23 protein-coding genes are annotated in these 22,871 nt (G+C 56.2%); 17 read left to right on the top strand and 6 right to left on the bottom strand.

The window, feature by feature from the left end; all coding sequences use genetic code 11:
* Window positions 1–67: 67 nt before the first annotated feature.
* Both ABC395_RS15320 and ABC395_RS15315 read left to right on the top strand, forming a co-directional pair.
* Window positions 68–580, top strand: coding sequence for an acyl-CoA thioesterase (locus ABC395_RS15320; protein WP_009672792.1), 513 nt, complete (start codon window positions 68–70; stop codon window positions 578–580).
* A gap of 178 nt (window positions 581–758) precedes the next feature.
* On the top strand, window positions 759–1,232 hold the full coding sequence (locus ABC395_RS15315) for a hypothetical protein (protein ID WP_413004387.1): 474 nt from the start codon (window positions 759–761) through the stop codon (window positions 1,230–1,232).
* A gap of 224 nt (window positions 1,233–1,456) precedes the next feature.
* Here the strand turns inward: ABC395_RS15315 and ABC395_RS15310 are convergent, their stop codons facing one another.
* The gene (locus ABC395_RS15310; protein ID WP_413004385.1) at window positions 1,457–2,197 is read right to left on the bottom strand and encodes a YwaF family protein; all 741 of its coding nucleotides are present in this window, start codon (window positions 2,195–2,197) and stop codon (window positions 1,457–1,459) included.
* 138 nt (window positions 2,198–2,335) lie between these two features.
* On the opposite strand from ABC395_RS15310, the gene ABC395_RS15305 reads away from it, so the two are divergent.
* Both ABC395_RS15305 and ABC395_RS15300 read left to right on the top strand, forming a co-directional pair.
* The gene (locus ABC395_RS15305) at window positions 2,336–2,554 is read left to right on the top strand and encodes a hypothetical protein (RefSeq protein ID WP_413004383.1); all 219 of its coding nucleotides are present in this window, start codon (window positions 2,336–2,338) and stop codon (window positions 2,552–2,554) included.
* A gap of 263 nt (window positions 2,555–2,817) precedes the next feature.
* Window positions 2,818–3,285, top strand: a complete 468-nt coding sequence (locus tag ABC395_RS15300) for a hypothetical protein (RefSeq protein WP_413004381.1) — start codon at window positions 2,818–2,820, stop codon at window positions 3,283–3,285.
* 42 nt (window positions 3,286–3,327) lie between these two features.
* Here the strand turns inward: ABC395_RS15300 and ABC395_RS15295 are convergent, their stop codons facing one another.
* Complete coding sequence (locus ABC395_RS15295) at window positions 3,328–3,543, bottom strand: hypothetical protein (protein ID WP_413004379.1); 216 nt, start codon at window positions 3,541–3,543, stop codon at window positions 3,328–3,330.
* Window positions 3,544–3,745: 202 nt separating this feature from the next.
* Here ABC395_RS15295 and ABC395_RS15290 point away from each other — a divergent pair, with 202 nt between their 5' ends.
* The 3 genes from ABC395_RS15290 (at window position 3,746) to ABC395_RS15280 (ending at window position 6,995) form a co-directional block, all read left to right on the top strand.
* On the top strand, window positions 3,746–4,648 hold the full coding sequence (locus ABC395_RS15290) for a hypothetical protein (protein WP_413004377.1): 903 nt from the start codon (window positions 3,746–3,748) through the stop codon (window positions 4,646–4,648).
* Between the two features lie 110 nt (window positions 4,649–4,758).
* Window positions 4,759–6,378 carry a glycosyl hydrolase family 18 protein gene (locus ABC395_RS15285; protein WP_413004375.1) on the top strand — a complete coding sequence of 540 codons (1,620 nt, stop codon included), beginning with the start codon at window positions 4,759–4,761 and terminating at the stop codon, window positions 6,376–6,378.
* 38 nt (window positions 6,379–6,416) lie between these two features.
* Window positions 6,417–6,995 carry a M15 family metallopeptidase gene (locus tag ABC395_RS15280; protein WP_413004373.1) on the top strand — a complete coding sequence of 193 codons (579 nt, stop codon included), beginning with the start codon at window positions 6,417–6,419 and terminating at the stop codon, window positions 6,993–6,995.
* Window positions 6,996–7,050: 55 nt separating this feature from the next.
* Here the strand turns inward: ABC395_RS15280 and ABC395_RS15275 are convergent, their stop codons facing one another.
* Complete coding sequence (locus ABC395_RS15275) at window positions 7,051–8,697, bottom strand: diguanylate cyclase domain-containing protein (protein ID WP_413004371.1); 1,647 nt, start codon at window positions 8,695–8,697, stop codon at window positions 7,051–7,053.
* Window positions 8,698–8,935: 238 nt separating this feature from the next.
* Here ABC395_RS15275 and ABC395_RS15270 point away from each other — a divergent pair, with 238 nt between their 5' ends.
* The 3 genes from ABC395_RS15270 (at window position 8,936) to ABC395_RS15260 (ending at window position 11,251) form a co-directional block, all read left to right on the top strand.
* Entirely contained in the window at window positions 8,936–9,292 is a 357-nt protein-coding gene (locus ABC395_RS15270; RefSeq protein WP_413004369.1) for a GIY-YIG nuclease family protein, read from the top strand.
* 194 nt (window positions 9,293–9,486) lie between these two features.
* Entirely contained in the window at window positions 9,487–11,007 is a 1,521-nt protein-coding gene (locus ABC395_RS15265; protein ID WP_413004367.1) for a xylulokinase, read from the top strand.
* A 22-nt stretch (window positions 11,008–11,029) separates the two neighbouring features.
* Entirely contained in the window at window positions 11,030–11,251 is a 222-nt protein-coding gene (locus ABC395_RS15260; protein WP_413004365.1) for a hypothetical protein, read from the top strand.
* Between the two features lie 84 nt (window positions 11,252–11,335).
* Here ABC395_RS15260 and ABC395_RS15255 read toward each other — a convergent pair whose 3' ends face one another.
* Window positions 11,336–12,277, bottom strand: a complete 942-nt coding sequence (locus tag ABC395_RS15255) for a helix-turn-helix transcriptional regulator (RefSeq protein WP_413004363.1) — start codon at window positions 12,275–12,277, stop codon at window positions 11,336–11,338.
* 114 nt (window positions 12,278–12,391) lie between these two features.
* On the opposite strand from ABC395_RS15255, the gene ABC395_RS15250 reads away from it, so the two are divergent.
* Window positions 12,392–13,249, top strand: coding sequence for an alpha/beta fold hydrolase (locus ABC395_RS15250; protein WP_413004361.1), 858 nt, complete (start codon window positions 12,392–12,394; stop codon window positions 13,247–13,249).
* Window positions 13,250–13,634: 385 nt separating this feature from the next.
* Here ABC395_RS15250 and ABC395_RS15245 read toward each other — a convergent pair whose 3' ends face one another.
* Together ABC395_RS15245 and ABC395_RS15240 are read right to left on the bottom strand one after the other, a co-directional pair.
* Window positions 13,635–15,011, bottom strand: coding sequence for a sugar phosphate nucleotidyltransferase (locus ABC395_RS15245; protein WP_413004360.1), 1,377 nt, complete (start codon window positions 15,009–15,011; stop codon window positions 13,635–13,637).
* 55 nt (window positions 15,012–15,066) lie between these two features.
* Window positions 15,067–15,879, bottom strand: coding sequence for a DUF6492 family protein (locus tag ABC395_RS15240; RefSeq protein WP_413004358.1), 813 nt, complete (start codon window positions 15,877–15,879; stop codon window positions 15,067–15,069).
* Window positions 15,880–16,186: 307 nt separating this feature from the next.
* On the opposite strand from ABC395_RS15240, the gene ABC395_RS15235 reads away from it, so the two are divergent.
* The 6 genes from ABC395_RS15235 to ABC395_RS15210 are packed head-to-tail and all read left to right on the top strand — an operon-like array spanning window position 16,187 to window position 22,842.
* Window positions 16,187–17,185, top strand: coding sequence for a beta-ketoacyl-ACP synthase III (locus ABC395_RS15235; RefSeq protein ID WP_413004356.1), 999 nt, complete (start codon window positions 16,187–16,189; stop codon window positions 17,183–17,185).
* Window positions 17,175–18,347 (top strand): ATP-grasp domain-containing protein, encoded by a 1,173-nt coding sequence (locus ABC395_RS15230; protein ID WP_413004354.1) that lies wholly within the window; start codon window positions 17,175–17,177, stop codon window positions 18,345–18,347. The genes ABC395_RS15235 and ABC395_RS15230 overlap by 11 nt, the downstream gene beginning before the upstream one ends.
* On the top strand, window positions 18,340–19,344 hold the full coding sequence (locus ABC395_RS15225) for an NAD-dependent epimerase/dehydratase family protein (RefSeq protein ID WP_413004352.1): 1,005 nt from the start codon (window positions 18,340–18,342) through the stop codon (window positions 19,342–19,344). Before ABC395_RS15230 ends, ABC395_RS15225 begins: the two co-directional genes overlap by 8 nt.
* Window positions 19,341–20,186, top strand: a complete 846-nt coding sequence (locus ABC395_RS15220) for an MBL fold metallo-hydrolase (protein WP_413004350.1) — start codon at window positions 19,341–19,343, stop codon at window positions 20,184–20,186. Before ABC395_RS15225 ends, ABC395_RS15220 begins: the two co-directional genes overlap by 4 nt.
* Entirely contained in the window at window positions 20,183–21,538 is a 1,356-nt protein-coding gene (locus ABC395_RS15215) for a F390 synthetase-related protein (protein WP_413004348.1), read from the top strand. Before ABC395_RS15220 ends, ABC395_RS15215 begins: the two co-directional genes overlap by 4 nt.
* A complete protein-coding gene (locus ABC395_RS15210) occupies window positions 21,535–22,842 on the top strand; it encodes an ATP-grasp domain-containing protein (protein WP_413004346.1) in 1,308 nt (435 codons plus the stop codon). Before ABC395_RS15215 ends, ABC395_RS15210 begins: the two co-directional genes overlap by 4 nt.
* The last annotated feature ends 29 nt before the right edge of the window (window positions 22,843–22,871 follow it).

The following is a 22,871-nucleotide window of genomic DNA, read 5'->3' as shown; positions in this document are numbered from 1 at the left end:
ATTCAGGGTTATCCCCGCGGAATAGAACCCTTTACCAAATTCTAACTACGAAAGAAGCGTCTGCATAATGGAAAGCAAATTTGTCAAAGAAACAAGATGTATGAAAGTAGCCCGTGTATTCCCTCCCGATGTTAACAATCACAATACGATGTTCGGCGGTAAGCTGATGTCTTATATCGACGATATTGCCTCCATCTCGGCGTCCAAGCTCTGCCGGGTTACGGCCGTTACGGCCTCGACGGACTCCGTCGATTTTCTATACCCGATCCGTCCGTCCGATTCCGTTTCCCTGGAGTCTTTCGTGACTTGGACAGGCAGGACCTCCATGGAAGTGTTCGTCAAAGTCATTACGGAAGACCTGGTTACCGGCGTAAGAAAAATCGCGGCGACCGCTTTTCTGACCTTTGTCGGCCTGGACGACGACAACAAGGCGGTGCCGGTTCCGAGAGTCATTCCCGAAACGGAAGAAGAGAACAAGCTCTACGAAACCGCCGAACACCGTGCGGAAATCCGTAAGGTAAGAAGAGAAGCCAGCAAAACGTTTGCCGACTTCCTGCTGACCAAATACCCTTGGGAATAAGCTCCGGCAGGCGGGGAGCGCAAGCAAAAAGACTTCGGCGGTAAAAACCGGAGTCTTTTTTTATTTTTGTTTCGACCCGGCCATAATCGGGTAAATAAACAGTTTATTTCCTTTCCCGAATTCGATATAATAGCTGGTAACAACATCGAAGACTATCAAGGAAGGGATTGAAGATCGGTTGAAAAATCGGTTGATTGAAGATCGTGTGAATCGGCTGTTGAGCGTTTCGAACAGTCAGGTTCGTGTCGAGCTGGAGTCGCATTTTCCCGGAGGACGGATGGCCGGCGGAAAGTACAATATGGGCCGTCATCTCATTACCTTATATATAGAAGAAATTAAAGCGCAGTGCACGCAGCTGTACGGTTCGCTCGACAGGCTGGACGCGTATGTCGACATCGTGCTTGCCCACGAAATCGGCCATGCCGAGGACGGGGACCTGGATCGGCTGGCGTCCCTGCTGGAGACGTCGGACAGCGAGCTGGAGCGCAGACGGATCGCCTTGCGCATCGAAGAAAACGCCTGGGCTTACGCCCGTGAGCTGCTTCCGTTGACGAGCGGGCCGATGCTCGACGAAATTATCCGGGAGTCGCTTCTGGCTTATCACGAAGCGATCGATGAACTGGAGCTCGAACTTCAACCGATCGGAGCTTAGGCCGAGCGCCTAAGGCATGTACAAAAGAACGCGGAGCATGCCGCGTTGAGCTTGAGTATTACACCTATACAACCGGAAGCTTCCGGTTTATCGGACCCGCAGGTCTGTTCCTTCGCGAACGGACCCTGCGGTTTTTTTAGTTGGGCGGGAACAGAGCGGACTGGAAAGCCGAAGGCTGCCGGTGGCGCCGCTGGCAGCCTCTTTAGCCTCTGATAGCCGCAGCATTACCGGACATGAGGAAACCTGGGATTCTTTGACCGGAGAGAGCCGCGGGCGAACGGAAGATACATAAGCAGGAAAATGACGAAAGCGGCAGCCTCCAATGACAGGAGATACCACGGATACGGTCCGAGATAGTCGAGCAGGGAGGCACTTTCGGGTTTGCGGGCCAAGAACATATAATTGCCCCCGGTCAGGAGGTTAACGGTCCCGACTGCTACGAGCAGCACGTTAAGATAGCCCATCGTCAAGAACACGGATTTGAAAGCGGGGCGGAAGTCTTCCACCCAGATCAAATAAAGAACGCCGAGAATGATGGCGATATGAGCGGCAAAAAATTCGAAAAAACGGAAGTGCGGAAACGCGTACCAGAGAACAGGCGTAGCCAGTGCCATCAGGGCCCCGCCGATTCCGGTGAAATAAACGACCTGAAACAGAAGCTTGCTCCTGAGCAGCAGCATAATGACGCTGAGATACAGAGAAATGCTGCAAAGTTCAAGCGGGAGGGTATACCGGACATCGTAGATGCCCTCGGCGGCATACCACACGTTCAGGCCCGCTTCGCAAAGCACCAGCGTAAGGGCAAGAGCGATGCGTCCCCGCACAGCCCGTTTCCCCTGCCTGAGCCAATTCCTCGCGCAATAGAGCGCAAGAACGAGTGCCGCGCAAACCGTTAAAGCCATCCAGTGAGCTCCCGAAAAAGCGGTAAATCCCTCCGCCTCGTTTGCACCGAAAAAGCGCTCCATCACGCAAGCCCCCTCAATAACTCGTTTTTTTCATAATATTAACATATTTACCTGGGAGCCGAAGACCTTTTTGCAAAAAGACTCTTTCAAACTGCCGGGGATTGGTTAAGTAAGAGAAGAGGAGGTGTTGATTAGGTTATGAGAAACAACGAGGAAGCCAGTAAGGCCGTTTTTTCCAATGAGACTCCTGAGATAACACCCAAGACACCGCCGGAAATCAAGCCGAACGATGTGCCGGAGGTCGCTCCGCGGACGGTTCCCGAAACACCGCCTGCCGCGCCGCCGGAAATCAAGCCGACGGTTACACCCGAGATCAGCCCGCAGACAAATCCGGAGTTTCCGGACCCGAACAGATAGATTTCCAGAGACGGACCGGACGGTTCCGGACGCTTAAAATTCCATCTTACCGTTTTCCATTTTTCAACAATAAATTGGAAAATATCCGCCGAAGGTTTGACAAACATCTCGGCCTATACGATCTATAATCACATTTATGCGCGTAATCGCACATATTCAAGCGGGCTCCGTCATAGGTATCTTGTAGAGTGTTTTCAAAGATTAGGTCATCTATGACAGGCAAACGCTAATTGACATGCACAGAAGGAGAAGATTAATTGTTTATGGAGAGAAGAGAAGAACCCGTGATTTTGTTTCAAGCTTCGCTTTCTTTAATCGTGTCTGCGGGAAGTAAATCGCAGGCTGCCGAAACGGCCGCTTTCCTGTTAAACAGAGAAAGCATCGATCTCAGCCCCGTTCAGATGGTGAACGACGAGGGGGAGAAGGCCGAGTTCCGGATGGAATCCGTAGATGCGGTCGAGTGGACGCGTGTGGAGGATATCCGCGAAGGAGGCCGTTTCAAAGTGTACGGCACGATCCGGCTGAATCTGAGAGTTAGCAGACCGGAAGATTACGCGTCCGTGATTCAAGCGGGCTTGTCGGGTTATCGCCTGCCGCGTTCGATCATCCACGATCACACGGTATGGGTCATTCCGACGAACTGCGGTCCGGCATTCGCATGTGTGCTGGATGAGAAAGCGTCCTGGAAACCGGCCGTCCAAGAACCCGCTATGCTGGTTGCGGCAGGGTAACGATAAAGACTGTCTCCCCGGAGACAGTCTTGTTTTATGTCTTTATCTTTTTCTTGTTTCGAAAAACTCGCAGAGAAGTCGGTCATGATAAGTCAGCTCGCTTACCCGTGTCTGCACCACAACCGTGGAATCGTCGAAGCGGGTAATGACGGCCCCCGTATCAACAATATGATCGTTCTTGAACACGCGGACCGGCGCTTGGCGGTCCATTGCTTCTTTAAAATCCTGGTCGGTCGTTAATCGTCGGTTCTGGGCCATGGTCAGCTCTCCTTGATCTGTTGGGCGCTTTCTCGGTTACACCTCTTTACCCGCTCTATGTTACCACACATGCCGGGTTGAGTCAGGTATTAACAAGGAAAAGGCGGCGGAACATGCATTGGTAGATTGCTGGAAGTTGCCGTCCGCCACCCCCATATCCCCGATGCGGTACGAAAGGTAAAGGAGAAGGGGGGATTGGCAGATGGAAAAAAAACGGTGTTTATTCTGCGATCAAATCGTGCCGATCGGCCGTGAGGACGGGTACGATTTATATACAGGGTGCTACTGCTCGCCGGATGGCTCCTACGGGCTTCACCGGGACAGCTACGACCCTTACAGCGTTCTGTCTTACCAGACGAAGCATCTTATGTTTCCCGTCATATCCGCATACATCAGGGAACTTACGGACTGCGGGGAGACGGTTCGACTTACCATTGACGATCTGGAAGGAATCCGGAACTCGCCGCGTGTACCGGTAACGATAGAAGATAAAGGGATCCGGCTGCTGCAATATTTTTACAGGCACAGCGGAGGACCGGACGAAGCGGTCGTGCTTCAGCAGCTTCCGAAGAGTTACAACTTGACCTATTCGCCGAACCTTCAGGAGCTGATCTATATCATGGAGAAGCTGAAGGAAGAACGGCTTCTCGAACGCATGGGTTCGAGCTTCAAACTGACGGCGCAGGGCTGGAAAACAGCCGAGGAAAGCCTCGGCGGCAAGCGGCTCAAGCCGTGCTTTGTCGTGCTTCCCGAAGACGGGGAGGACCGGCTCCAGTGGGCGGAGAAAGTGCTGCCCGTTATTGAGCAGTGCGGATATGCGCCGCGTACGGCGGAGAAAACCGCGAAGGAGAAGGAAGCCGATTACAGCCTCCGCATGATCGCGGAAAGCAAGCTTCTGATCGCGGATCTCGGCGCTCCCGAACCCGAAGTGTTTCTTGCAGGCGGGTATGCGATGGGACGCGACATTCCCGTTATTTGGACGTCCAGAAGGGACGGTGAAGAGGCGGCCGCTTCTCCTTCCGAGAAAATCCGGCCTTTCGTCTGGGATACGGCGGAAGAGCTTGCCGCGATCTTAAAGCAGCGGCTTACAAGTGAAGTGTTTTAAGGAAGGCCATCCGGGAGGATGGTTTTTCTCTTGTCCGTCCGGGAGCAGCGACCGTAACTTTTCGTCATTTTCTGCGTCCAATACAACGAACACATGGGGGAGGGCACATAATGAGGAATAAAAAATGGGCCGCTGCGGCCGTTTTGGGCTGTATACTGACGGGCTCGGCCACGGCGAACGCGTATGAATCGAGACTAAAACCGTTCGGAGATGTGCCGGAGAGCGCCTGGTCGGCCGAACATATTTATACGCTGGCGGCCGTGCGGGCGCTGGACGGCTACCAGGACGGCGGATTTCATCCGCTCGCGGCCATGTCCCGCGAAGAATTTATCAAGCTGCTCGTCACGGCGGACAAAACCGGATACGATCCGGCTCATCCCGTGACTCTTACGGATGTCGGCCGGGACCGCTGGTCTTATCCCATGATCGGCGCCGCCCACCAGCGCGGCTGGATCAAAGCGATGGTAGACAGCGGCGGAGGTTTCCAACCGGCCGCACCGATCCGCAGGGAAGAAGTCGCCTACGCGATGGGAAGCCTGCTGCTGGACAAGCTGAGCGAAGCGGAACGCGCAAGCTGGCTGGAGAGCGGCTGGAAGCGGGAGCAGAGCAGCCGGGCTTTCGCGGACGCGGCGGGAGTCGACGAGGCGCTGAAGCCTTACGTGTATTACGCGGTAAACCGCGGAATGCTGGAAGGCAGCGAGAACGGCCTGGAGCCGGATAAGGGGCTGAGCCGCCAGGAAGCGGCGGCGGTGATCAACCGGCTGCTGCACAAGGAAGCGGCGGACAAGCCGCTTGAAGTCACCGGATTTTATGCGGTGCAGTCGTACAACAGCCTCGGCAAAATGCCGCTGCTGGACCGCGTTGCCCTCGGGTGGTGGCATCTGAATTACGAAGGTGCCGGCTCCGCCAAGCTCGGCTCGGCGGGCGATCCGTTTAAATTCAATCAGCCTGAAGGCTGGCAGGAAGTGACGGCTGCCGCTAATTCCGCCGGAACAGCCAAAGATCTGATGGTATTTGCCAATAAATCGCACCGCGTGGAGGAGTTTCTGGGCGATGCGGCCGCACGCAAAGCGTTTACGGCAGCGCTGGCGGAAACCCTTTCCGATCCGAAATACGGTTTCACCGGCGTCTGCATAGATTTCGAAGATTTGTACGGAGCGGACAAGAAAGCGGAATTTTCCGCCTTCTTAAGCGAAGTCAAGGAAGCGGCGAAAGGCAAAACGCTTACCGTAGCGGTGCCTCCGACCTATTATTTCGAAGGCTATGATCTTCCGTCCATCGGGAAAACGGCGGATACGGTCATTCTCATGGCGTACGGGTTTCTGTACAAACCGGACCGGCTGCCGTCCGCACCGCTTCCGCTCGCTGCCGAATCCGTGAGAGATACGATCAAAGCCGGCGTGCCGGCGGAGAAACTCGTTCTCGGCATCAGCAAGAAAACGGACCAGTTTATCGAACAGGGCGGAACGACTACGTATGCTTCGCCGGCAAGTTCGGCCGTGGAAGAGCGTCTGAAGAAACCGGGTGTGCAGTCGGCCTTATCCGTTCCTTATCTGCTCGGGCACATCCGGTATACCGATGGGGGCAAGCATGAATTGTTTTACGAGGATTCCGACAGCGTGGACCGCAAAATCTGGCTGGCGCGGTATTATGGCTTAAAAGGTGTTTCCCTGTGGTATATGGGCCAGTTTACGGATAGCGACTGGCAGCGGATCGACGCAGTGAAGTGAGAAGTGCGGGAGCTTTGAAGCGAAGACAGAAGCCGGGAATGACAGCTAAAGGAAGGCTGTTCAGAGCCGCATTCGCCATACTGGCCGCTGTGGTGTCCGCCGTCATGCTTTTTCAGCTCGTGATGACGAAAACGGACGAGAAAAATCTGGAGAAGCTCGGACTGGACAGCGCGCGGCTGCTGACCGGACTTGACCCGGGAGTCGTCCGGAAAATGGACGAGCTGCTGGCCAAAACGGCGGCTATCGGCATTAAAATCGTCATTACGGACGATTTCCGCAGCATGGAAGAACAGGACAAGCTGTACAGCCAGGGACGGACAAGCGAAGGGAAAATTGTGACGCACGCCAAGGGCGGGGAGTCTTATCACAACTACGGCTTGGCGATCGATTTTGCCCTCAAAACGAAATCCGGCAAAATCATCTGGGACATGAACGCCGACACGAACGGCGACGGCCGCAAAGACTGGACGCAGGTCGTCGCGATTGCCAAGGAGCTCGGCTTCGAATGGGGAGGGGACTGGACGAGTTTCCCCGATTATCCCCATCTGCAGCTGAGCTACGGCTTGAGCATCGCCGAGCTTCAGCGCGGCACGAAAACGGCCCGTTCGGGTCCTTAACGGATAAAAAGGCGGTTTCACGGGACATCCCCGGGAAACCGCCTTTTGTATGTAATTACACGTCCTCACGGGAATCCGGGCTGAACGTCACGCGGTTTTTCCCGCTGCGCTTGGACATATACAGAGCCTGGTCGGCAAGGCGCATCGTTTCGATCGGATCTTCATGATGAAGCGGCCATACGGCTGCGCCGATGCTGCAGCCGATTCTTAACGCATGGTCGTCTACGAGAAACGGCTCGTTCATTTTCTCCAGAATGCTTCCGGCCAGACGGATGGCGGCAGGATCGGGAGCGGTGTCGCCCGTCGGCAGGACGATGACAAATTCGTCTCCGCCAACCCGGGAAAGGAGGCTCTCCGGACTCAATCCCTGTGTGAGCCGCAGAGCGGTCTGCTGGAGAAGCTTATCCCCGAACAGGTGGCCGAGCGAATCGTTTACTTTTTTGAATCCGTCGAGATCCAGATAAAGAAACGTCAGTGTCGTCCCGTTCTCTTTCGCCTGACTCATCGCCTGTTCCAGGTAGGCGTCCAGAGCGATACGGTTCGGGAGTCCGGTCAGCTTGTCGTGAAGGGCAAGATCGGACATATGATCCAGAGCATGCTCGGTTTTCGTCAAGTTGTCGACGAGATTGCGCAGGGAATCCGATAAGATGCGGATTTCCCGGATAAACGTGAAAGCCGGGAAAACCGCAGGCTCGCCTTTCCGGAGAAGATCCGCGGACCGGGTGATTTTTTGCAGCGGCCGGACGACCCAGCCGGCGAGAAATGCGGCAAGCACCGCGAAGACGAGGGACAGGATAATGCCGGCTGCGGTTATGTATGTATTCAGCTCGCGAACGGACGTGAATGCGACGTCGGCAGGTTCCCTGACCAGAACGGACCAGCCCAGCCCGGGGTAATCCAGATACCCGTCTCCGTAGGCATGTCCGCTCAAATAGGTCTGCCCGTTCGGGTACGTCTCCGTCAGCCATCCGTTGCTTCCTGCCTGAGCCCGGCTTAAGCTGACCGTTTCCAGCGGACGGAAGAGAGATTCTTTGGGTCCGAGCAGAACCGTATTTTCTTTCTTGCTCACTATGAACACTTCAAGCTGATTCATTTTCTCTTTAAGGGGCTGCAGGAGCGCAGCTTCGACTTCGCGGGACCACTCCCAGCTGAGATGAGCGGCTAGGACTCCGGTAAGCTGACCCTGCTTGTTGTATACCGGAGTGCTGATATCGACGAATTGAAGCGGTTCGCCCGACGGATTGGGCAAAAGTTTGGCGAGCAGAACGGCTTCGTGAACGTCGCCGATGAACCGCCCTTTCCTTCCTTCGGCGAAAACGGGTCTGGACGCGATGTTGGTTCCGGTCAGGATGCCGTCCGTCGAAGCCGTCACCTTCCCTTCGGGATCGATAAAAGCGACCCATGTGTAGGAAGGGAAGCTTTTTTTCAGCTGTTCGAGCAGATTCCGCAGCTCTTTGGCGTCGCCGGCATTGTCACGGCTTGAGAGCAGCTCGCTCAGGACTTCGATTTCTCCCGCGCGGGACCACATAAAATGGTCCAGTTTGTCGGCCATTTGATAAGCGACCTGCGAAAGCGAGGTGCCGATCGTTTCTTCGACCTGATGGGTCGTTTTTTTGCCGATCACCGTACTCAGCACCAGCGTCAGAAGACAGATGACCAAGGCGGAAATCAGGGCAAACGTTGTTCGTAAACTGAGTGACATTCAATAGTCTCCTTGTTCCTGCTAAATCCGGTTCCCTTACGCAAAGGCGGTAACCGGGAACACTTTTATTTATATCGGAAACCATCGACAGCTTGTTTAGAGAAGGGGGAGGGATAAACGGGTGAGTGGAAATGAGGGTAAATTACACATTGACTTTTCGCTAAACATGAATTTAAAATATTTGATATAGTACAAACAAATATAATTATCGTTTAGTTTAATGAAAGAGGAGAGAGCGATGAACAGAAGGGCAGAGCTGATTCGGCAGTTTAAAGAAATGGAGACCGAAGCCGGGGTTTATCAGATCCGCAATACGACGAACGGCAAGATTTTCATAGAAAGTTCCCCGAATTTTAAAGGTCTCAACGGACGGAAGTTTGAACTCAACCTAGGTTCTCATCTAAACAGGGAGCTGCAGAAAGACTGGACGGAGCTGGGCGAAGAAAATTTTGCGTTCGAGATTCTGGAAATTGTCGAAAAGAAAAAAACCGGCTATTTCGATCTGAAAGACGCGCTGAAAAAAATGGAACAAAAGTGGCTGGACCGTCTTCAGCCCTATGGCGACAGAGGCTACAACAAACAACCGAGACCTTAAGTCTAAAGAGCTTTAAGCATGGGGACCGAGCCTAAGTCTAAAAAGCCTTAAGCATAGGGACCGGGCCTAGAAAGCCGGAAGTCGTAAGAGGATGCCGTCCCGAGGGGCGGGCCTCTTTTTCTTTTTTGTAGACGGAGTCCGGAAGTTGGTATAATGGGTGGAAAAAGATTTCAGGAGCCGGAGGAACGAGAAGGATGACATACATAGCCTCCTTTGATATCGGTACGACCCATGTAAAAGGCATTCTCGTCAACAGGGATGGAGAGCTGTTTCACGAACGGAACGTTCCGCTGACCTGCCGCCAAGACCCGCCTTTCATCGAGCAGGAGCCCGATCAGTGGTTTAAAGCGGTAGGCGTCATTGTGAGCGAGTGGACGGGGATCGGGATTAGCGCCGCACAAATCGGTCTCGTCGCGTTCAGCGGGCAGATGCAGGACTGTATCCCGGTAGATATGCAGGCGCGCGCGGTACGACCCGCCATTCTTTACTCGGACAGCCGTGCGGGAGCCGAAGCCCGGCTTATCCGCCGGGAAATCGGGGAAGAAGAGATTGTACGATGCGCCGCCAACCGGCTGGACGGAACTTTAACGTTTCCCAAACTCCTCTGGCTGAAAACACATGAACCGGACACGGACGCACGCACTAGCCGCTATCTGATTTCTTCGAAAGATTACGTCGTCGCGCGGCTAACCGGAGCTTTCGTGACGGACCCTACCTCGGCGGCCACCACCGGATGCATGGATATCCGGCGGAGAGAGTGGCGGGAGGACTGGCTCGTGCGGGTGGGACTGTCCGCCGGCAAACTGCCGGACATACTCCCTTCGGGAGAGACGGCCGGGCAGGTGCATGCGGAAGGAAGCCGCCTCACGGGCCTGGCGGAGGGTACGCCCGTTCTGTGCGGCATCGGCGATGCGGGTGCCGCAACGCTGGGCGCCGGAGTTTACGAGCCCGGCGAGGTTTACGCCTACATCGGAACGACTGGATGGATAGCCGGCGTATCCGGCGGGTTGGCTGACCCTGCGGCGGGGCTGTTTAACCTCGCTTACGAGGAGCCGGGCCGCTACATTCAGGTCGCTCCGCTGACGAACGCGGGCAATGCCCATCATTGGGCCGCCGAGGTGTTCGGGCCGGAAGCGGCCGGAACGGACGACGGCCAGGATATGTACGAGGCGGTCGAACGCCTTGTGGAAGCATCCGACCGGAGCAGGAACGCGATCTTGTTCCTGCCTTATCTGAACGGGGAGAGGTGCCCCGTTCAGGATGAGGAGGCGTCGGGCTGCTTCATCGGCCTGCGTCCTTCCTCGACGAAAGCCGATATGGCGGCCGCCGTGCTGGAAGGCGTCGCTTTCGCGATGAAGCAGGTCATGGAGCTGCGGGGGGCGTCTGAACGGGCCGCCTCTCTGACCCTTATCGGAGGAGGAGCAAGAAGCCGCCAGTGGTGCCGGATTCTGGCCGATGTTTTCGGGACGGAAGTATCCGTTCCCTCCGAATCGCAGTTTCTGCCCTGCCTGGGTGCGGCAATACTCGGATTTCCCGCCCTGGGCTGGGAAATCAGCTATGAACGGCTGTGCGAGCAGTTCAAGAACAAACGGAACTGCGAAACGTTTAGGCCGGTTGCGGCGCATAAAGCGCATTACGAATCCAAATATGCCCGCTATTTGAAGTTGTATCCCGCGCTTGTTCCGGTTTTCCGGCAGGCTGCGCCGAAAGTTTAACGAGATGGGAGATCAAGATGGAATGGAGCATTATCAGACGCTTATCGGAGTGGTTCTGGAAAAATTGAGCCAGTCTCATCAAGAACTGAAATTTAATCTGGACGGGTTGAACAGCGTGCTGGCCGGCCATACCGCGGAAGAAATCGCCGCCGCTCCCGAGCTGCTGACGATACGCGAGCTTAGGGATGTGTATGCGGACATAGTCGCGGCTGCGGAAACGCGGTTCCCGGGGTTGAAGGGGTAACCCGCCCCGCCCGCCCCTAAAACGCCAAATAAACCGGATCGTGAAGTTCACGATCCGGTTTATTTGCGTCCGCGCGCCCGGCTGTCAGCCGTATTTACCGAGCAGCCGGGAAAGCAGGGCTTTCATTTCCGCGAGAAGCTCGGGTGAGCGCTCCACGGTTGCTTCGCCGCCCAAGCCGATAAAAAACTTCGCGAAATAGGGCACATCCTCTTTCGAAACGGTTCCGCGAAGCCAACCGGAGCCGTCTTCGCGGACCGTAAGCCCGGGCTCCGGCCACGGCTCGGCTTCGCACGCCTCGACCCCTTCACGGGTCAGCTCCGCGAATACCGGCACTTCGTCCCGCGTTTTATATTCCGCAGACACCTTATTTTCGAGATGAATATGACGGAGGTCCAGCGGTTCAACTGCCGAAAGCACGGCCGAATGGATGCGGTCGCACCGGAACACGCGCATCCCTTCCGACAGGTGGCAGTAGGCGGAGCAGTACCACAGCCCGTTTCTTGTGTATATTCCGATCGGCTGAATTTCGCGGTCGGAGCTTTTATCCCGGGATTCGTACCGGATGAGCAGAACGTTCTGGCGAACGGCCGCATCGAGCAGAACGGACAAGAAAGGAGCCGGAGCACTTCGCACCGGTGTAATGAAATCTACCCGGTTTTTCATCTGATCGATACGTTCCCGGACATCTTCGGGCATGAAGGCGTAAAATTTTGTCAAGGCGGCGGAAGACTCCGTTTCAAACGGGAGGGAGGAATAGTGCCGGAGGGCGTGAACGGCGAAAAAGATAGCAACGGCTTCTTCCTCGGTAAAGGCGATAGGAGGCAGCAGTCTTTCCCGTAGCACTTGATACCCGCCGTGCGGACCGACCTCCGAATAAAGGGGAACCCCCAATTCGCCCAGTTCCTGCAAATCCCTCAGAATCGTTCTCTGCGAGACGCCGAATTCACGCGCGAGCTCCCCTACCGTAAATTTGCGCTTCCGGTTTACCGTCAACATCAGTTCCATGAGGCGTTTTGATTTAGACATTGGAAGTCTCCATCGTTTTTTAATTATGACAATAGTTGTCACTATTATGCGTTATACTGAGTACAAAGTCCAGAGAGATTCAATAAAATCGAACGAGAAAAAGGAGATTCCAAGATGGAATATGGTAAAGAACAATCGTCCGCAGAACGCCGTTATTTCAGATCGGGAGCGAATGAGCTTTCTTACGTGGATTACGGAGGGAACGATAAACCCGTCCTGCTGCTGCTGCACGGACATATGAACGATGCCGGGACGTTTGCGGATCTGGCCTCCCGTCTCAGAAAAGAGTGGAGGGTGATCGGTCTCGATCAGCGGGGCCACGGCTGGAGCGGACATCCGGCCGATACGGATTATTCCCGGGAAAGCTACGTTGCCGATATTTTGAATCTGGTCCGTCAGGAGCTGGGCGGCCGGCCTGTTGTTATTCTGGGCCACTCGCTGGGCGGCGTCAATGCTTATCAGTTCGCTGCTCGGTACCCCGAGTATGTGCGGGCCGTCATTGTCGAAGACGTCGGAGCGGAAATTCACGCCGACCTTTCTTTTGCCGACAAGCTTCCCGAACGTTCCGCGACCCTGCAGGATTTGAGAGATTCGCTGGCGCGGCTGGGACTTAGAGCCATCGATTATTTTTCGGAAAGCGTGTTTGAGGATGAGAGAGGGTGGGGATTCCGGACCGATTTAAAAGGAATGAAGGCTTCCCAGGAAAACATTAACGGACAGTGGTGGGAGGACTGGCTGGCTTCGACATGCCCGATTCTGCTTATTCACGGTAAAAAAAGCTTTGTCATGAATGCCGAACACGCGGAGCTGATGAAATCCCGGAGGCCGAATACGTCTCTTGAGATTTTTGAACATTGCGGACATGGAGTTCATTCCGACGATCCCGACGGGTATTATGCTGTTGTGAGACAATTTCTTGACGATCTGGGCGAAAGCAGGAACTTGAACGGGAATGTGGAAGTGAATGACTAAACGGGGAAAAGCAAAGCAAATCGCCTCCGGATGAAGGGACGGAAAGGCCGGCATGCGGGGGAAGCACCAAAACAAGATAAGGCAAGACAGAAGCAAGATAATTCCCGGTCGGATGCGGCATCATAGGCCAGCGGGCACCCGCAGTATGTAAGTAAATTATGCAGGCCTGAGTGAACTCTCTTATAGAAGGAAAAAGCATAAGAAAAGGAAGAAGGGCGAGAATTGCCTTCTTCCTTTTTTCATGCTTTAAAACCCGGCCAAAGCCAGTACTCCGACCCCTGGGAGACTACAAACAAGTCCAGCCATGTTTCGAAAGAAACTTTCAGGTTAAGAGGCGTATCGTCATTGCAATCTTGCCAGTACAAATACGCGGGATTTCCTTGCTTTACATCCTCTTCTTGCACAGCAGCAGCGCTTCTTCCCAAGATAAGGAAGGGGCGGCCTGCGCAGATTTTTGTTCGTCCGGACCGAACTCGATCTCGATCAGTTCAAGGGGGCCCGAAGAATCCGCCAGCAGGGCGTGCCCTGTTCCGGCTTCCAGATGAAAGACGTCCCCGGCTTTGACGGCGGTTAAACGCCCGTCCATAATCATCCGGCCGGAACCGGACAGCAGCGTCCAGCTTTTTTTCGCGGTGTCATGCGCCCGGTAAGGAAAAGATTTGCCGGGAAGCAGGGCGATCCGGCGAATTACCGCGTCCGCGCCGTCCTCCGTACGGCCGAGCGTAGTGACGGTGCCCCACCTGTATTCCTCGTACATGGGAGCCCGGTCTTTACCCGGATTGATTTGCTTGATCCGGCTGCTGCCCGCCTTGCTGGCAACGAGAATTCCGTCGGCGCTTGCCGCCACGATAATGCCCGATACGTCGATGACATGGACAGGAGAGGCAAGCTCGTTGACGATGTGCGTGTCCGCCGAATCGTCCGATACTTCACCGGGACCGACGGCCCGGCTTTCCAGATGCGGAGCGAGCGCTTCCCAGTTCCCCAGGTCATCCCATCTGCCTTCATACGGAAGGACGACGATGGACTCCGTCTTCTCGACGACTTCCTCGTCAAAGCTCAGTTCCGGCAGCCCCCCGTACAAGCCGAGCAGCTCCTCGCAGCTGCTTGGCAAACCGTGCGAGGCCAATATTTTCAGCATAAAAGCATTCGCGAAAGCGAACACGCCGCTGTTCCACAGAGCGCCCCGCGCCAAGAGCGCCGCAGCACCCTGTTCGTCGGGCTTTTCCGCGAATTTCTCCACGGGCAGGTAGGGCGTTTTCTCCCCGTCCGGCACGGCTGCCGGTACGATATACCCGTACTGGGTGGACGGGAAGGACGGCTTGGTGCCGATCAGAGCCATGCGGGCGCCGGACTTCGCGAGCACGGAAGGAAGGGAGGCGACCTGCTTGAAGAAAGCGGCATCCACGAACGGATCGGCCGGCATAAAGCAGACAACTTCATCGGGGCTTGCGCCTTGAGCGTGAAGATACAGGCTCGCGAGGCCGATGGCCGTGAAGGTTCCTCTCTTGTAAGGCTCAGCCAAAACGGGAATGCTCTCGCCGATCTGGCTTTTGACGATTTCAAGCTGGCTGAAGTGGGTAACGATAGATGTCGAACTGAGCAGACCCGCCTCGTCCAACTGTCTGCATACCCGCTGCAGCATGGATTCCCTGCCGCCGTCCGGCGCCGGTAACAGCTTTAGAAACGTTTTGGACCGGATTTCGTTGGACAGCGGCCAAAGTCTTTTGCCGGATCCCCCCGACAGCAAAATGATTTTCACGACTCTTCCTCCTTGTCTGAAAAATTCCGGTCAGAAAATAGCCGGGCGCCGGGCGCTACTTGGTCTTCTTGGCTTTGAAATAGTAGCCTCCGCGTTTATGGAACGAGAGCGACCGGAATTTGCCGGCCCATTTCTCCCTTTCACTGTGCGGGACGAACCGGATGCTTTTTTTGAACTCCTTGTTGCGGGCGGGTTTTAACAGGGAAGTACCCGGATACCGGGCATGAACGAAATTGCCGTACGTTTCGAATTCGGAAAAACCGAACTGCTTGGCAGTATTCAGGTTTTTGAGAATGGCTCTGTACCACGGCATTTTATGACGGGCCGAGATCGCTTTTTTCAGACGGGACAGCTTGACTTTGTCGTAGAGCATATAGTGATTGACATAGGAAGGGCGGGAGGTGGCTTTCTGCCCGAGAAGCTTGGCATGAATGCGGAAATATTCGGTGTGGCTCCAATTACGGGTAAAAAACACCTGCTTGCCGTTTTCCAGAAACCGGTGAGGGCGTATAAGCACGGTATCGGCGTCGGTGACGAGGAAATAGCGGTTTCCGCAAATTTTATCGCCGTTCAGCTTAAGCAGCTGCTGATACAGCCAGCCGGAACGGTCCCACCGTTTGGAACGGTAGCGGATGTCTTTTTTCGTCAGAGGAAGAACGGAATTTTCATGCACAAACTTGCATTTCTTAACCTTACAAAGTTTTTTGATCCGGGGACTGTCGGGGGAAACGATATAAATGCTGCCGATCGGATGCTTGACATGCCGGCGGAGGCCGTCGATTACGAAAGGGAGAGTTTCCAAATCTTTGTCGATAGCCGGGATCAGTACATCGATGGGGGTTCTGCCGCTTCCGGAAGCTTCGCTCATTCTCGCTTCATCTCCATTTATCAAAATCTATCGAAAGTCATGCAGTAAGATATGCGAGGAGGGTCCAACCCGTTTGTGTCACCGTCTACTTCTTTCTTTCATAGAAAAAGAGGGCGGAGGCCGGATAAGAGACTCCTTATCGGCATTAACTAAAGCAGGAAAACGCGCTGAAATGTCGAATGTGATTCTAAAGTACTAGGTCAATTCGACTCGCTGCCTGCATCGGGTCCTTTTTATGTTTCCGCTTGGAGCGGGAGCGGTCCGGGGGCGGGATGCTTGCAAATAAACGGAAAGTGACGGAAACAGCATGAAAACTAGACAAGTGAAAATTTTGGGAACTGGAGCTTATCTGCCGGAAAAGCGCGTAACCGCGGAAGATTTGGATGCAAGACTCGGCAAACCCGAGGGCTGGGTCTATAAAAAATCGGGCGTTAAGGTCAGGCATTACGCCGAAAACGAAAGTGTGTCCCAGATGGGAGCGAAGGCCGCCTTCTCGGCACTGGCGGACGCCGGTCTGGAAGCGGGCCGGCTCGACTGCATCATCTGCACGAATGCGGTTCCGGAGCAGCCCATTCCGTGTACGGCGGCGCTTATTCAAAGGGAGATGGGACTGGGCGATTCGGGCATTCCGTGTCTGGACGTCAACTCCACCTGCCTGTCGTTTCTTGCCGGTCTGGATCTGATTTCCTACCTGATCGACGCGGGACGGTATGAGCGCGTTCTGCTGGTGGCCCCGGAAATCGCCTCGGTCGGGCTGAATTACGGCCAGTCCGAAAGCGCGATTCTGTTCGGGGACGGAGCGGCCGCCGTAGTAGTCGGGCGAACGCCTGCGGGCGAAAGTTCGGGGATTTTGGCTTCCCGGATAGAAACCTACGGCTCGGGTGCGGCACTTTCCGAGGTGCGGGGTGGCGGCTCCAAGCTGCCGTCAATCGCTTACGAACCGGAGCGAATAGATGATTTCCTGTTCGATATGCAGGGGGAAGCCCTGTTTAAGAAAACGTCGAAGCTGCTTCCCCATTTTCTGAAAAAGCTGTTCGGAGAAGGCGGTGTCACGATGGAAGACGTCGGCCTCGTCATTCCTCATCAGGGGAGCGCCATGGCGATGAGGCTTTTGCAGCGGAAGCTGCAAATCCCGGACGGCAAGCTGATGAACATCATCGAACATCACGGCAATATGATTGCCGCCTCGCTGCCGATGGGGCTGCATGAAGCGGTCCGGCTGGGCAGGCTGAAGCGCAGGGATTTGACGGCCGTCATCGGCATCTCGGCGGGACTGTCCCTGGGCGGGCTTCTCCTTGAATATTAGGAAGAAGCCGGAGAGCCGCCGCATCCTGATTACCGGCGGACGGGCACCCGCGGCGCTGGATTTGGCCCGCCAGCTATCCGCCCTCGGCCATACGATTTGCGCGGCGGAAAGTCTGGAGAGCCCTCTGCTGCGCTTTTCCCGCTGCATAGAGAAATTTACCCGCATTCCGGGGCCGCGGGAAAATCCGGACGCGTTTGCGGAAGCGCTGCAGAACATTGTAAGGGAACAGCGCATCGATCTGCTGATCCCGACATGCGAAGAGATCTATTACATTGCGGCCATCAAGGACCGGCTCCACGGCTGCACCGTGCTGACCGACAGCTTCGCCAAACTGACCGCGCTTCACGACAAAGCGTCTTTTATCCGGCTTGTAGAAGCCATGGGGCTGCCGGCACCTCATACGATTCTAATGGAGACGGATGAGGAATTACGCGCGTTTCAGGAAAAGGACGACGGCCGGAAGTGGGTATTAAAGCCCGTTTACTCCAGATTCGCGAACCACATGCGCCTGTACACTTCGGGAGAAGATAGGCTTCGGATTCCCGTTTCGCCGGAGAACCCGTGGGTTGCCCAGTATTTCGTCGAAGGACGGGAGTACTGCACCTATGCGATTGCCCATGAAGGCCGCCTGACCGCCTATGCGGATTATGCCGCGGATTATACGGCGGGACGCGGGGCCGGTATTTATTTCAAATTTTGCGGCCGGCAGGATCTTTACGAATGGGTGGAGCGATTTGTCCGCGAAACCGCATTTACGGGACAAATCGCGTTTGACTTTATCGTCAATGAAGCCGGGGTCATTTATCCGCTGGAGTGCAATCCGCGGGCCACGAGCGGGCTTCATCTTTTTACGCCCGAAGAGGGGATAGACCGGGCTCTTTTGGACTGCGCGGACACGGTTATAACGCCTTCGCCCGGGGGCCGTCCCGCCATGATTACCGCCGCGATGCTGATGTACGGGGGGGTCGTGAACCGAACGCCCGCCGGATTCAGACATTGGGTCGCCAGCCTTGCGCGGGGCAGGGATGTGATTTACAGCCGGGGCGACTGGGGGCCTGCTCTTGCCCAAGGCCGGATTTTGCTGGACTTATGGAGAGAGGCGCGGGCAAAACGCGTACCTCTTAAAGAGATTACGACATACGACATCGAATGGAATGGTTGATATGAAAGCGTTGGTGACGGGGGCGACAGGTTTTCTCGGAGGAAATCTGGTACGCCGTCTGTTGGAGGAAGGCTATGAAGTGACGGCGATAGGCCGTAACCCGGAAGCGGGAAAAAGACTTATGCTGGAAGGAGCCGGATTCCTGCGGATGGATCTGGCGTCTGAGGAGCTGCCGGCAGCCGTACGGGGCCACGAGCTTGTTTTCCACTGTGGAGCGATGTCCGCTCCGTGGGGGGCTTACCGGGATTTCTACACCTCCAATGTGACGGGGACGAGGCAGATTATCCGGGGGTGCATGGAGCACGGCGTCCGCCGGCTGGTTCACGTATCGACGCCGTCGATCTATTTCGATTACCGGGACCGTCTGGGAATTTCCGAAGATGAACTCCTGCCGCCAAAAGGAGTCAATGCTTACGCACAGACGAAACGCCAAGCGGAAAACGAACTCGACGCCGCTCATAAGGCCGGGCTTCCGGTAATCACAATTCGCCCGAGAGGGCTTTTCGGACCCGGTGACACGGCGATTTTTCCCCGGCTGCTGCGGGCCAACGAGGAGAAGTTCGTGCCCGTTTTCGGCGGGGGACGCGCGTTTATGGATGTCACTTACGTCGACAACGTGACGGAAGCGCTTCTGTGCTGCGCCCGCGCCGATCAAGCCTGCGACGGAAGGAAGTACAACATCACCAACGGTGAGCCCGTCTATGTGTACGAGCTGCTGGCGGAGCTATTCGGGCTGCTGGAGATGCCCTTCCGCGCGAAGAAAATTCCGTATCCGGCCGCATACGGTGCCGCCGCTGCAATGGAAGCCTTCGCCGCGCTGCCTTTCGTGAGCAAAGAACCGATGCTCACGAGATACACGGTAGCGCTGCTCGCTTTCAGCCAGACGCTGGATATATCCAAAGCGCAGCGCGAGCTCGGCTACAAGCCTCTCGTGTCCGTCGCCGACGGTATCCGGCGCTTCAGCCGGTGGTGGCGGGAACAGGAGGAGCGAGCATGAAACTGACGATGCACTGCACAGGTACGTGCAAACAACTGGAGAGTTTGTCTATCCGCGGAGGGAAATGGAGGAACATCGCGTTTCCGGGTCTTTTTGCTATGATTGAGCATCCTTCCGAAGGGTTAATTTTGTTTGATACGGGATATTCCTCCCGGTTTGCGGACGCGACGAGACGGATGCCTTATGCCCTCTACCGCTGGACGACTCCGGTGGATACGGCGGGATATTCATCCGCCGCGGAGCATGTAAGGGCGGCGGGATACGTTCCGGAGGACGTGACTGCGGTCATTATTTCACATTTTCATGGAGATCACATCTGCGGGCTGGGAGACTTTCCGAACGCGAGATTGATCTGCTCCAAAGCGGGCTACGAATCGGTCGCTGCTTTAAAAGGGCTGGCCGCGGTAAAAAGGGCGGTGCTGCCGGACCTGATTCCACCGGATTTTGAGGCCCGGGCGAGCTGGCTGGAGCAGTTCCCGGAAGCGGAACTGCCGGCCGTATGCCGCCCGTTCGAACGGGGCCGGGACCTTTTCGGCGACGGGAGCGTGACCGCCGTGGATCTTTCGGGCCATGCCGCGCACCAGATCGGCGTTTTCCTGAAAGGAGCGGACGGAGATCCCGTGCTGCTCGGCGCGGACGCAAGCTGGTCGGCGCAGGCCGTCCGGGAAAACCGGCTGCCGAGTCCGCCCGCTTTTATTTTGTTTGACGGCAGGAGGGACTACAAACGCACTTTCGGCAATCTCGTCGAGCTGCAGCGCAGGCAGCCGGGGATGCGCCTTCTTTTTACCCATTGCGCGGAAGCGTGGGAACTTTGCGGAAAGGAGGGCATTGAACTCCCGTGAAACTCGCCCTGCTGCTTAAACAATACGCGTTGACCAAATGGAACAAACGAAGATGGAAAAGCCGGGATGATCTTGAGACGTGGCAAAATGCGCGCGTGCGTGCTTTTCTCGAAGAAACCCGGCGCAAGTCGCGTTTTTACGCCCGCCTTCATGACGGTCTTCCGCTTGAAAACTGGCGCGAATGGCCGGCTATAGACAAGGCGGCCATGATGGACGGCTTCGACGAGCTGAACACCGCGGGCATCACGAAGGACGAAGCGCTCCATGCGGCGCTTCAGGCAGAGCGCGAACGTGACTTTACCCCCGAGCTGAACGGGGTTACCGTCGGGCTCTCTTCCGGCACGTCGGGCAGCCGCGGGCTGTTCATCGTCAGCGCCGGGGAAAGAGCGGCGTGGGCGGGGGCCGCACTGGCGAAGGCGCTGCCGGGCTCTCTGCTGCGCAAGCACCGCATCGCCTTCTTTCTCCGCGCGGACAGCAACCTGTACCAGACGGTAAAGTCCCGGAGAATCCGGTTCAGCTTCTTCGATATGATCCGCCCCGTCCGGGAGCATATCGAGCGGCTCGGCAGGCTCCAGCCGACTCTTCTGATCGCCCCGCCGTCCATGCTCAGGCTGCTGGCGGAAGCGAAAGGGCGGGGGGAGCTGACGATTGAGCCGGATAAAATCATATCCGTCGCGGAAGTGCTGGAGCCGATCGACCGGCAGGTGATCGAGCATGCCTTCGGCAAAGGGCTGCACCAGATTTACCAGTGCACCGAAGGGTTTCTGGGCGCAACGTGCGAGCACGGGACGCTGCATCTCAACGAGGATATCGCCGTAATTCAGCGGGAGTACGTGGATGCGGAGCGGCGGACGTTCATGCCGGTGATTACGGATTTTTCCCGCACATCTCAGCCCATTATCCGCTACCGGCTGAACGATCTGCTCACGCTCCGGGCCGAGCCTTGTCCCTGCGGTTCGGTGTTCACGGCGGTCGAATCCGTCAGCGGACGCGCGGACGATTTATTCTTCGGCCGGTGTACGGACGGAGGCGGGGACGTTCCGCTTTTTCCGGATTTTATCCGGCGGGCGGTTATGATGGCTTCGGACGAAATTACCGAGTACAAAGTCGTCCAGCTTGGTCCGGAAAGTCTGCAAGTATCGGTCCGCACAAAAGAAGGAGCGCCGGACGTCACCGGAGCGCTCCGGCGGGAACTGACCGGCATTTTCGCGCAGCATGGCTGCCGGCCTCCCGAAATTACGTTTACGCCTTACTCGTTTCAGCCGGGATTAACGAAATTGCGCAGAATTGAGCGCGCTTTTTCCGTGGAGACAGATGGCGGGACAGACGGGGAGAGGAACGTCAGGAGATGAATGTGCTTCTCACGGGCTGCCGCTCCTACACGGCTCTGGATCTGGCGAGACGATTCCGGGCTTGCGGATGGAATGTTTTTGCCGCGGACAGTGTAAAATTTCCGGTCTGCCGCGGTTCACGGGCGGTAAAAAAATTGTTCCATGTTCCTTCTCCGAGAGAAGGATACCGGGAATTTATTGACGCGCTGTCGGCCGTTATCCGGGTGGAAGGAATCGATGTGCTTTTGCCCACGAGTGAAGAAATCTTCTATATCGCCCATAGCCGGGAAGAACTGGCCCGATACTGCCGCGTGTTCTGCGACGATTTCGAGGTGCTGAAATCGCTGCACAACAAGTGGACATTTTCCTTGCGGACGGAAGGGATGTCCGTGAAAACTCCCGCGACGAAGCTGCTCACGTCCACTGACCGGCTTGCAGAGCTCGGCGATCCTTCCGCCTTCGTGTTCAAGCCGGTATACAGCCGCTTCGCTTCGGAGGCGCTTCTGGCTCCGTCCCGGTTTCCGGAAGGATTTGCGCCGTCCTTGGAGCGCCCCTGGATCGCGCAAAGGTATGTCCGGGGCCGGGAGCTGTGCAGCTATCACTTGGCCGCAGACGGTGAAATCACGGCTTCCGGTTCCTACGAACCGCTGTACCGGCTCGGCCAGGCTTCGGGTTATTACTTCAAGCCGGTACAGCGCGAGAAAATCGACAGCTTCGCGGCCGAACTGGTGCGCAAGCTCGATTTTACGGGGCATGTGGCTTTTGACTACATAGAGGAAGAGGACGGAACCCTGCATGTGCTCGAATGCAATCCGAGGGCGACGAGCGGGCTGCATCTCGCCGGTACCGCCGGGCTGATGAGGCCGTTCGGCCGAATGGGAGAAGGGGTTCCGGAAACATCCGCGAAGAAGTTTTTCGGGGAAGGCGCTGCTCTCGGGGCTGTGGATTGCGGACGGGAACCTGGCGAGTTATCAACCGATCATGCGCCGAACAACCGGCCGGCAGGATTGGCTGGACAGGTAAGGCCGGCAAGCCCGGTAACCCTCAAGCCTGCGGAAACTCCCCGGATGATCGGGTATGCGATGCTGGGGAATCCCTTTTACCACGGCTTCAGGCCCGCCGGAATCAGGCGGTGGTTCAGCGATTTCCACAAAGGGCGGGATGTGCTTTTCAGCAGGGAGGACCCCTGGGTGCCTTTGCTGCATGCAGGCAGTCTGGCCGAAACGGTATTCGACTCGCTGCGGAAGCGGACCGCTTTTAAGGATGCGGCGACGGCCGACATCGAATGGGACGGCGAAGATTTGAACGGCGGGCCTGATGCCTGATGCGCTTCCAGAGCTTTTTTAGCTGTAAA

This window comes from Paenibacillus canaveralius, from assembly GCF_047238265.1.
Lineage (GTDB): Bacteria > Bacillota > Bacilli > Paenibacillales > NBRC-103111 > Paenibacillus_F.
Note: the sequence above shows the minus strand (reverse complement) of the source record. Positions and strands in the feature narration are given on the sequence as shown.

Excerpts from the sequence above, each read along its gene's own strand:
- ABC395_RS15320 (WP_009672792.1), top strand. The coding sequence starts at position 68 with ATGGAAAGCAAATTTGTCAAAGAAACAAGATGTATGAAAGTAGCCCGT.
- ABC395_RS15310 (WP_413004385.1), bottom strand. The coding sequence starts at position 2,197 with ATGGAGCGCTTTTTCGGTGCAAACGAGGCGGAGGGATTTACCGCTTTT.
- ABC395_RS15305 (WP_413004383.1), top strand. The coding sequence starts at position 2,336 with ATGAGAAACAACGAGGAAGCCAGTAAGGCCGTTTTTTCCAATGAGACT.
- ABC395_RS15300 (WP_413004381.1), top strand. The coding sequence starts at position 2,818 with ATGGAGAGAAGAGAAGAACCCGTGATTTTGTTTCAAGCTTCGCTTTCT.
- ABC395_RS15295 (WP_413004379.1), bottom strand. The coding sequence starts at position 3,543 with ATGGCCCAGAACCGACGATTAACGACCGACCAGGATTTTAAAGAAGCA.
- ABC395_RS15290 (WP_413004377.1), top strand. The coding sequence starts at position 3,746 with ATGGAAAAAAAACGGTGTTTATTCTGCGATCAAATCGTGCCGATCGGC.
- ABC395_RS15285 (WP_413004375.1), top strand. The coding sequence starts at position 4,759 with ATGAGGAATAAAAAATGGGCCGCTGCGGCCGTTTTGGGCTGTATACTG.
- ABC395_RS15280 (WP_413004373.1), top strand. The coding sequence starts at position 6,417 with ATGACAGCTAAAGGAAGGCTGTTCAGAGCCGCATTCGCCATACTGGCC.
- ABC395_RS15275 (WP_413004371.1), bottom strand. The coding sequence starts at position 8,697 with ATGTCACTCAGTTTACGAACAACGTTTGCCCTGATTTCCGCCTTGGTC.
- ABC395_RS15270 (WP_413004369.1), top strand. The coding sequence starts at position 8,936 with ATGAACAGAAGGGCAGAGCTGATTCGGCAGTTTAAAGAAATGGAGACC.
- ABC395_RS15265 (WP_413004367.1), top strand. The coding sequence starts at position 9,487 with ATGACATACATAGCCTCCTTTGATATCGGTACGACCCATGTAAAAGGC.
- ABC395_RS15260 (WP_413004365.1), top strand. The coding sequence starts at position 11,030 with ATGGAGCATTATCAGACGCTTATCGGAGTGGTTCTGGAAAAATTGAGC.
- ABC395_RS15255 (WP_413004363.1), bottom strand. The coding sequence starts at position 12,277 with ATGTCTAAATCAAAACGCCTCATGGAACTGATGTTGACGGTAAACCGG.
- ABC395_RS15250 (WP_413004361.1), top strand. The coding sequence starts at position 12,392 with ATGGAATATGGTAAAGAACAATCGTCCGCAGAACGCCGTTATTTCAGA.
- ABC395_RS15240 (WP_413004358.1), bottom strand. The coding sequence starts at position 15,879 with ATGAGCGAAGCTTCCGGAAGCGGCAGAACCCCCATCGATGTACTGATC.
- ABC395_RS15235 (WP_413004356.1), top strand. The coding sequence starts at position 16,187 with ATGAAAACTAGACAAGTGAAAATTTTGGGAACTGGAGCTTATCTGCCG.
- ABC395_RS15225 (WP_413004352.1), top strand. The coding sequence starts at position 18,340 with ATGGTTGATATGAAAGCGTTGGTGACGGGGGCGACAGGTTTTCTCGGA.
- ABC395_RS15220 (WP_413004350.1), top strand. The coding sequence starts at position 19,341 with ATGAAACTGACGATGCACTGCACAGGTACGTGCAAACAACTGGAGAGT.
- ABC395_RS15210 (WP_413004346.1), top strand. The coding sequence starts at position 21,535 with ATGAATGTGCTTCTCACGGGCTGCCGCTCCTACACGGCTCTGGATCTG.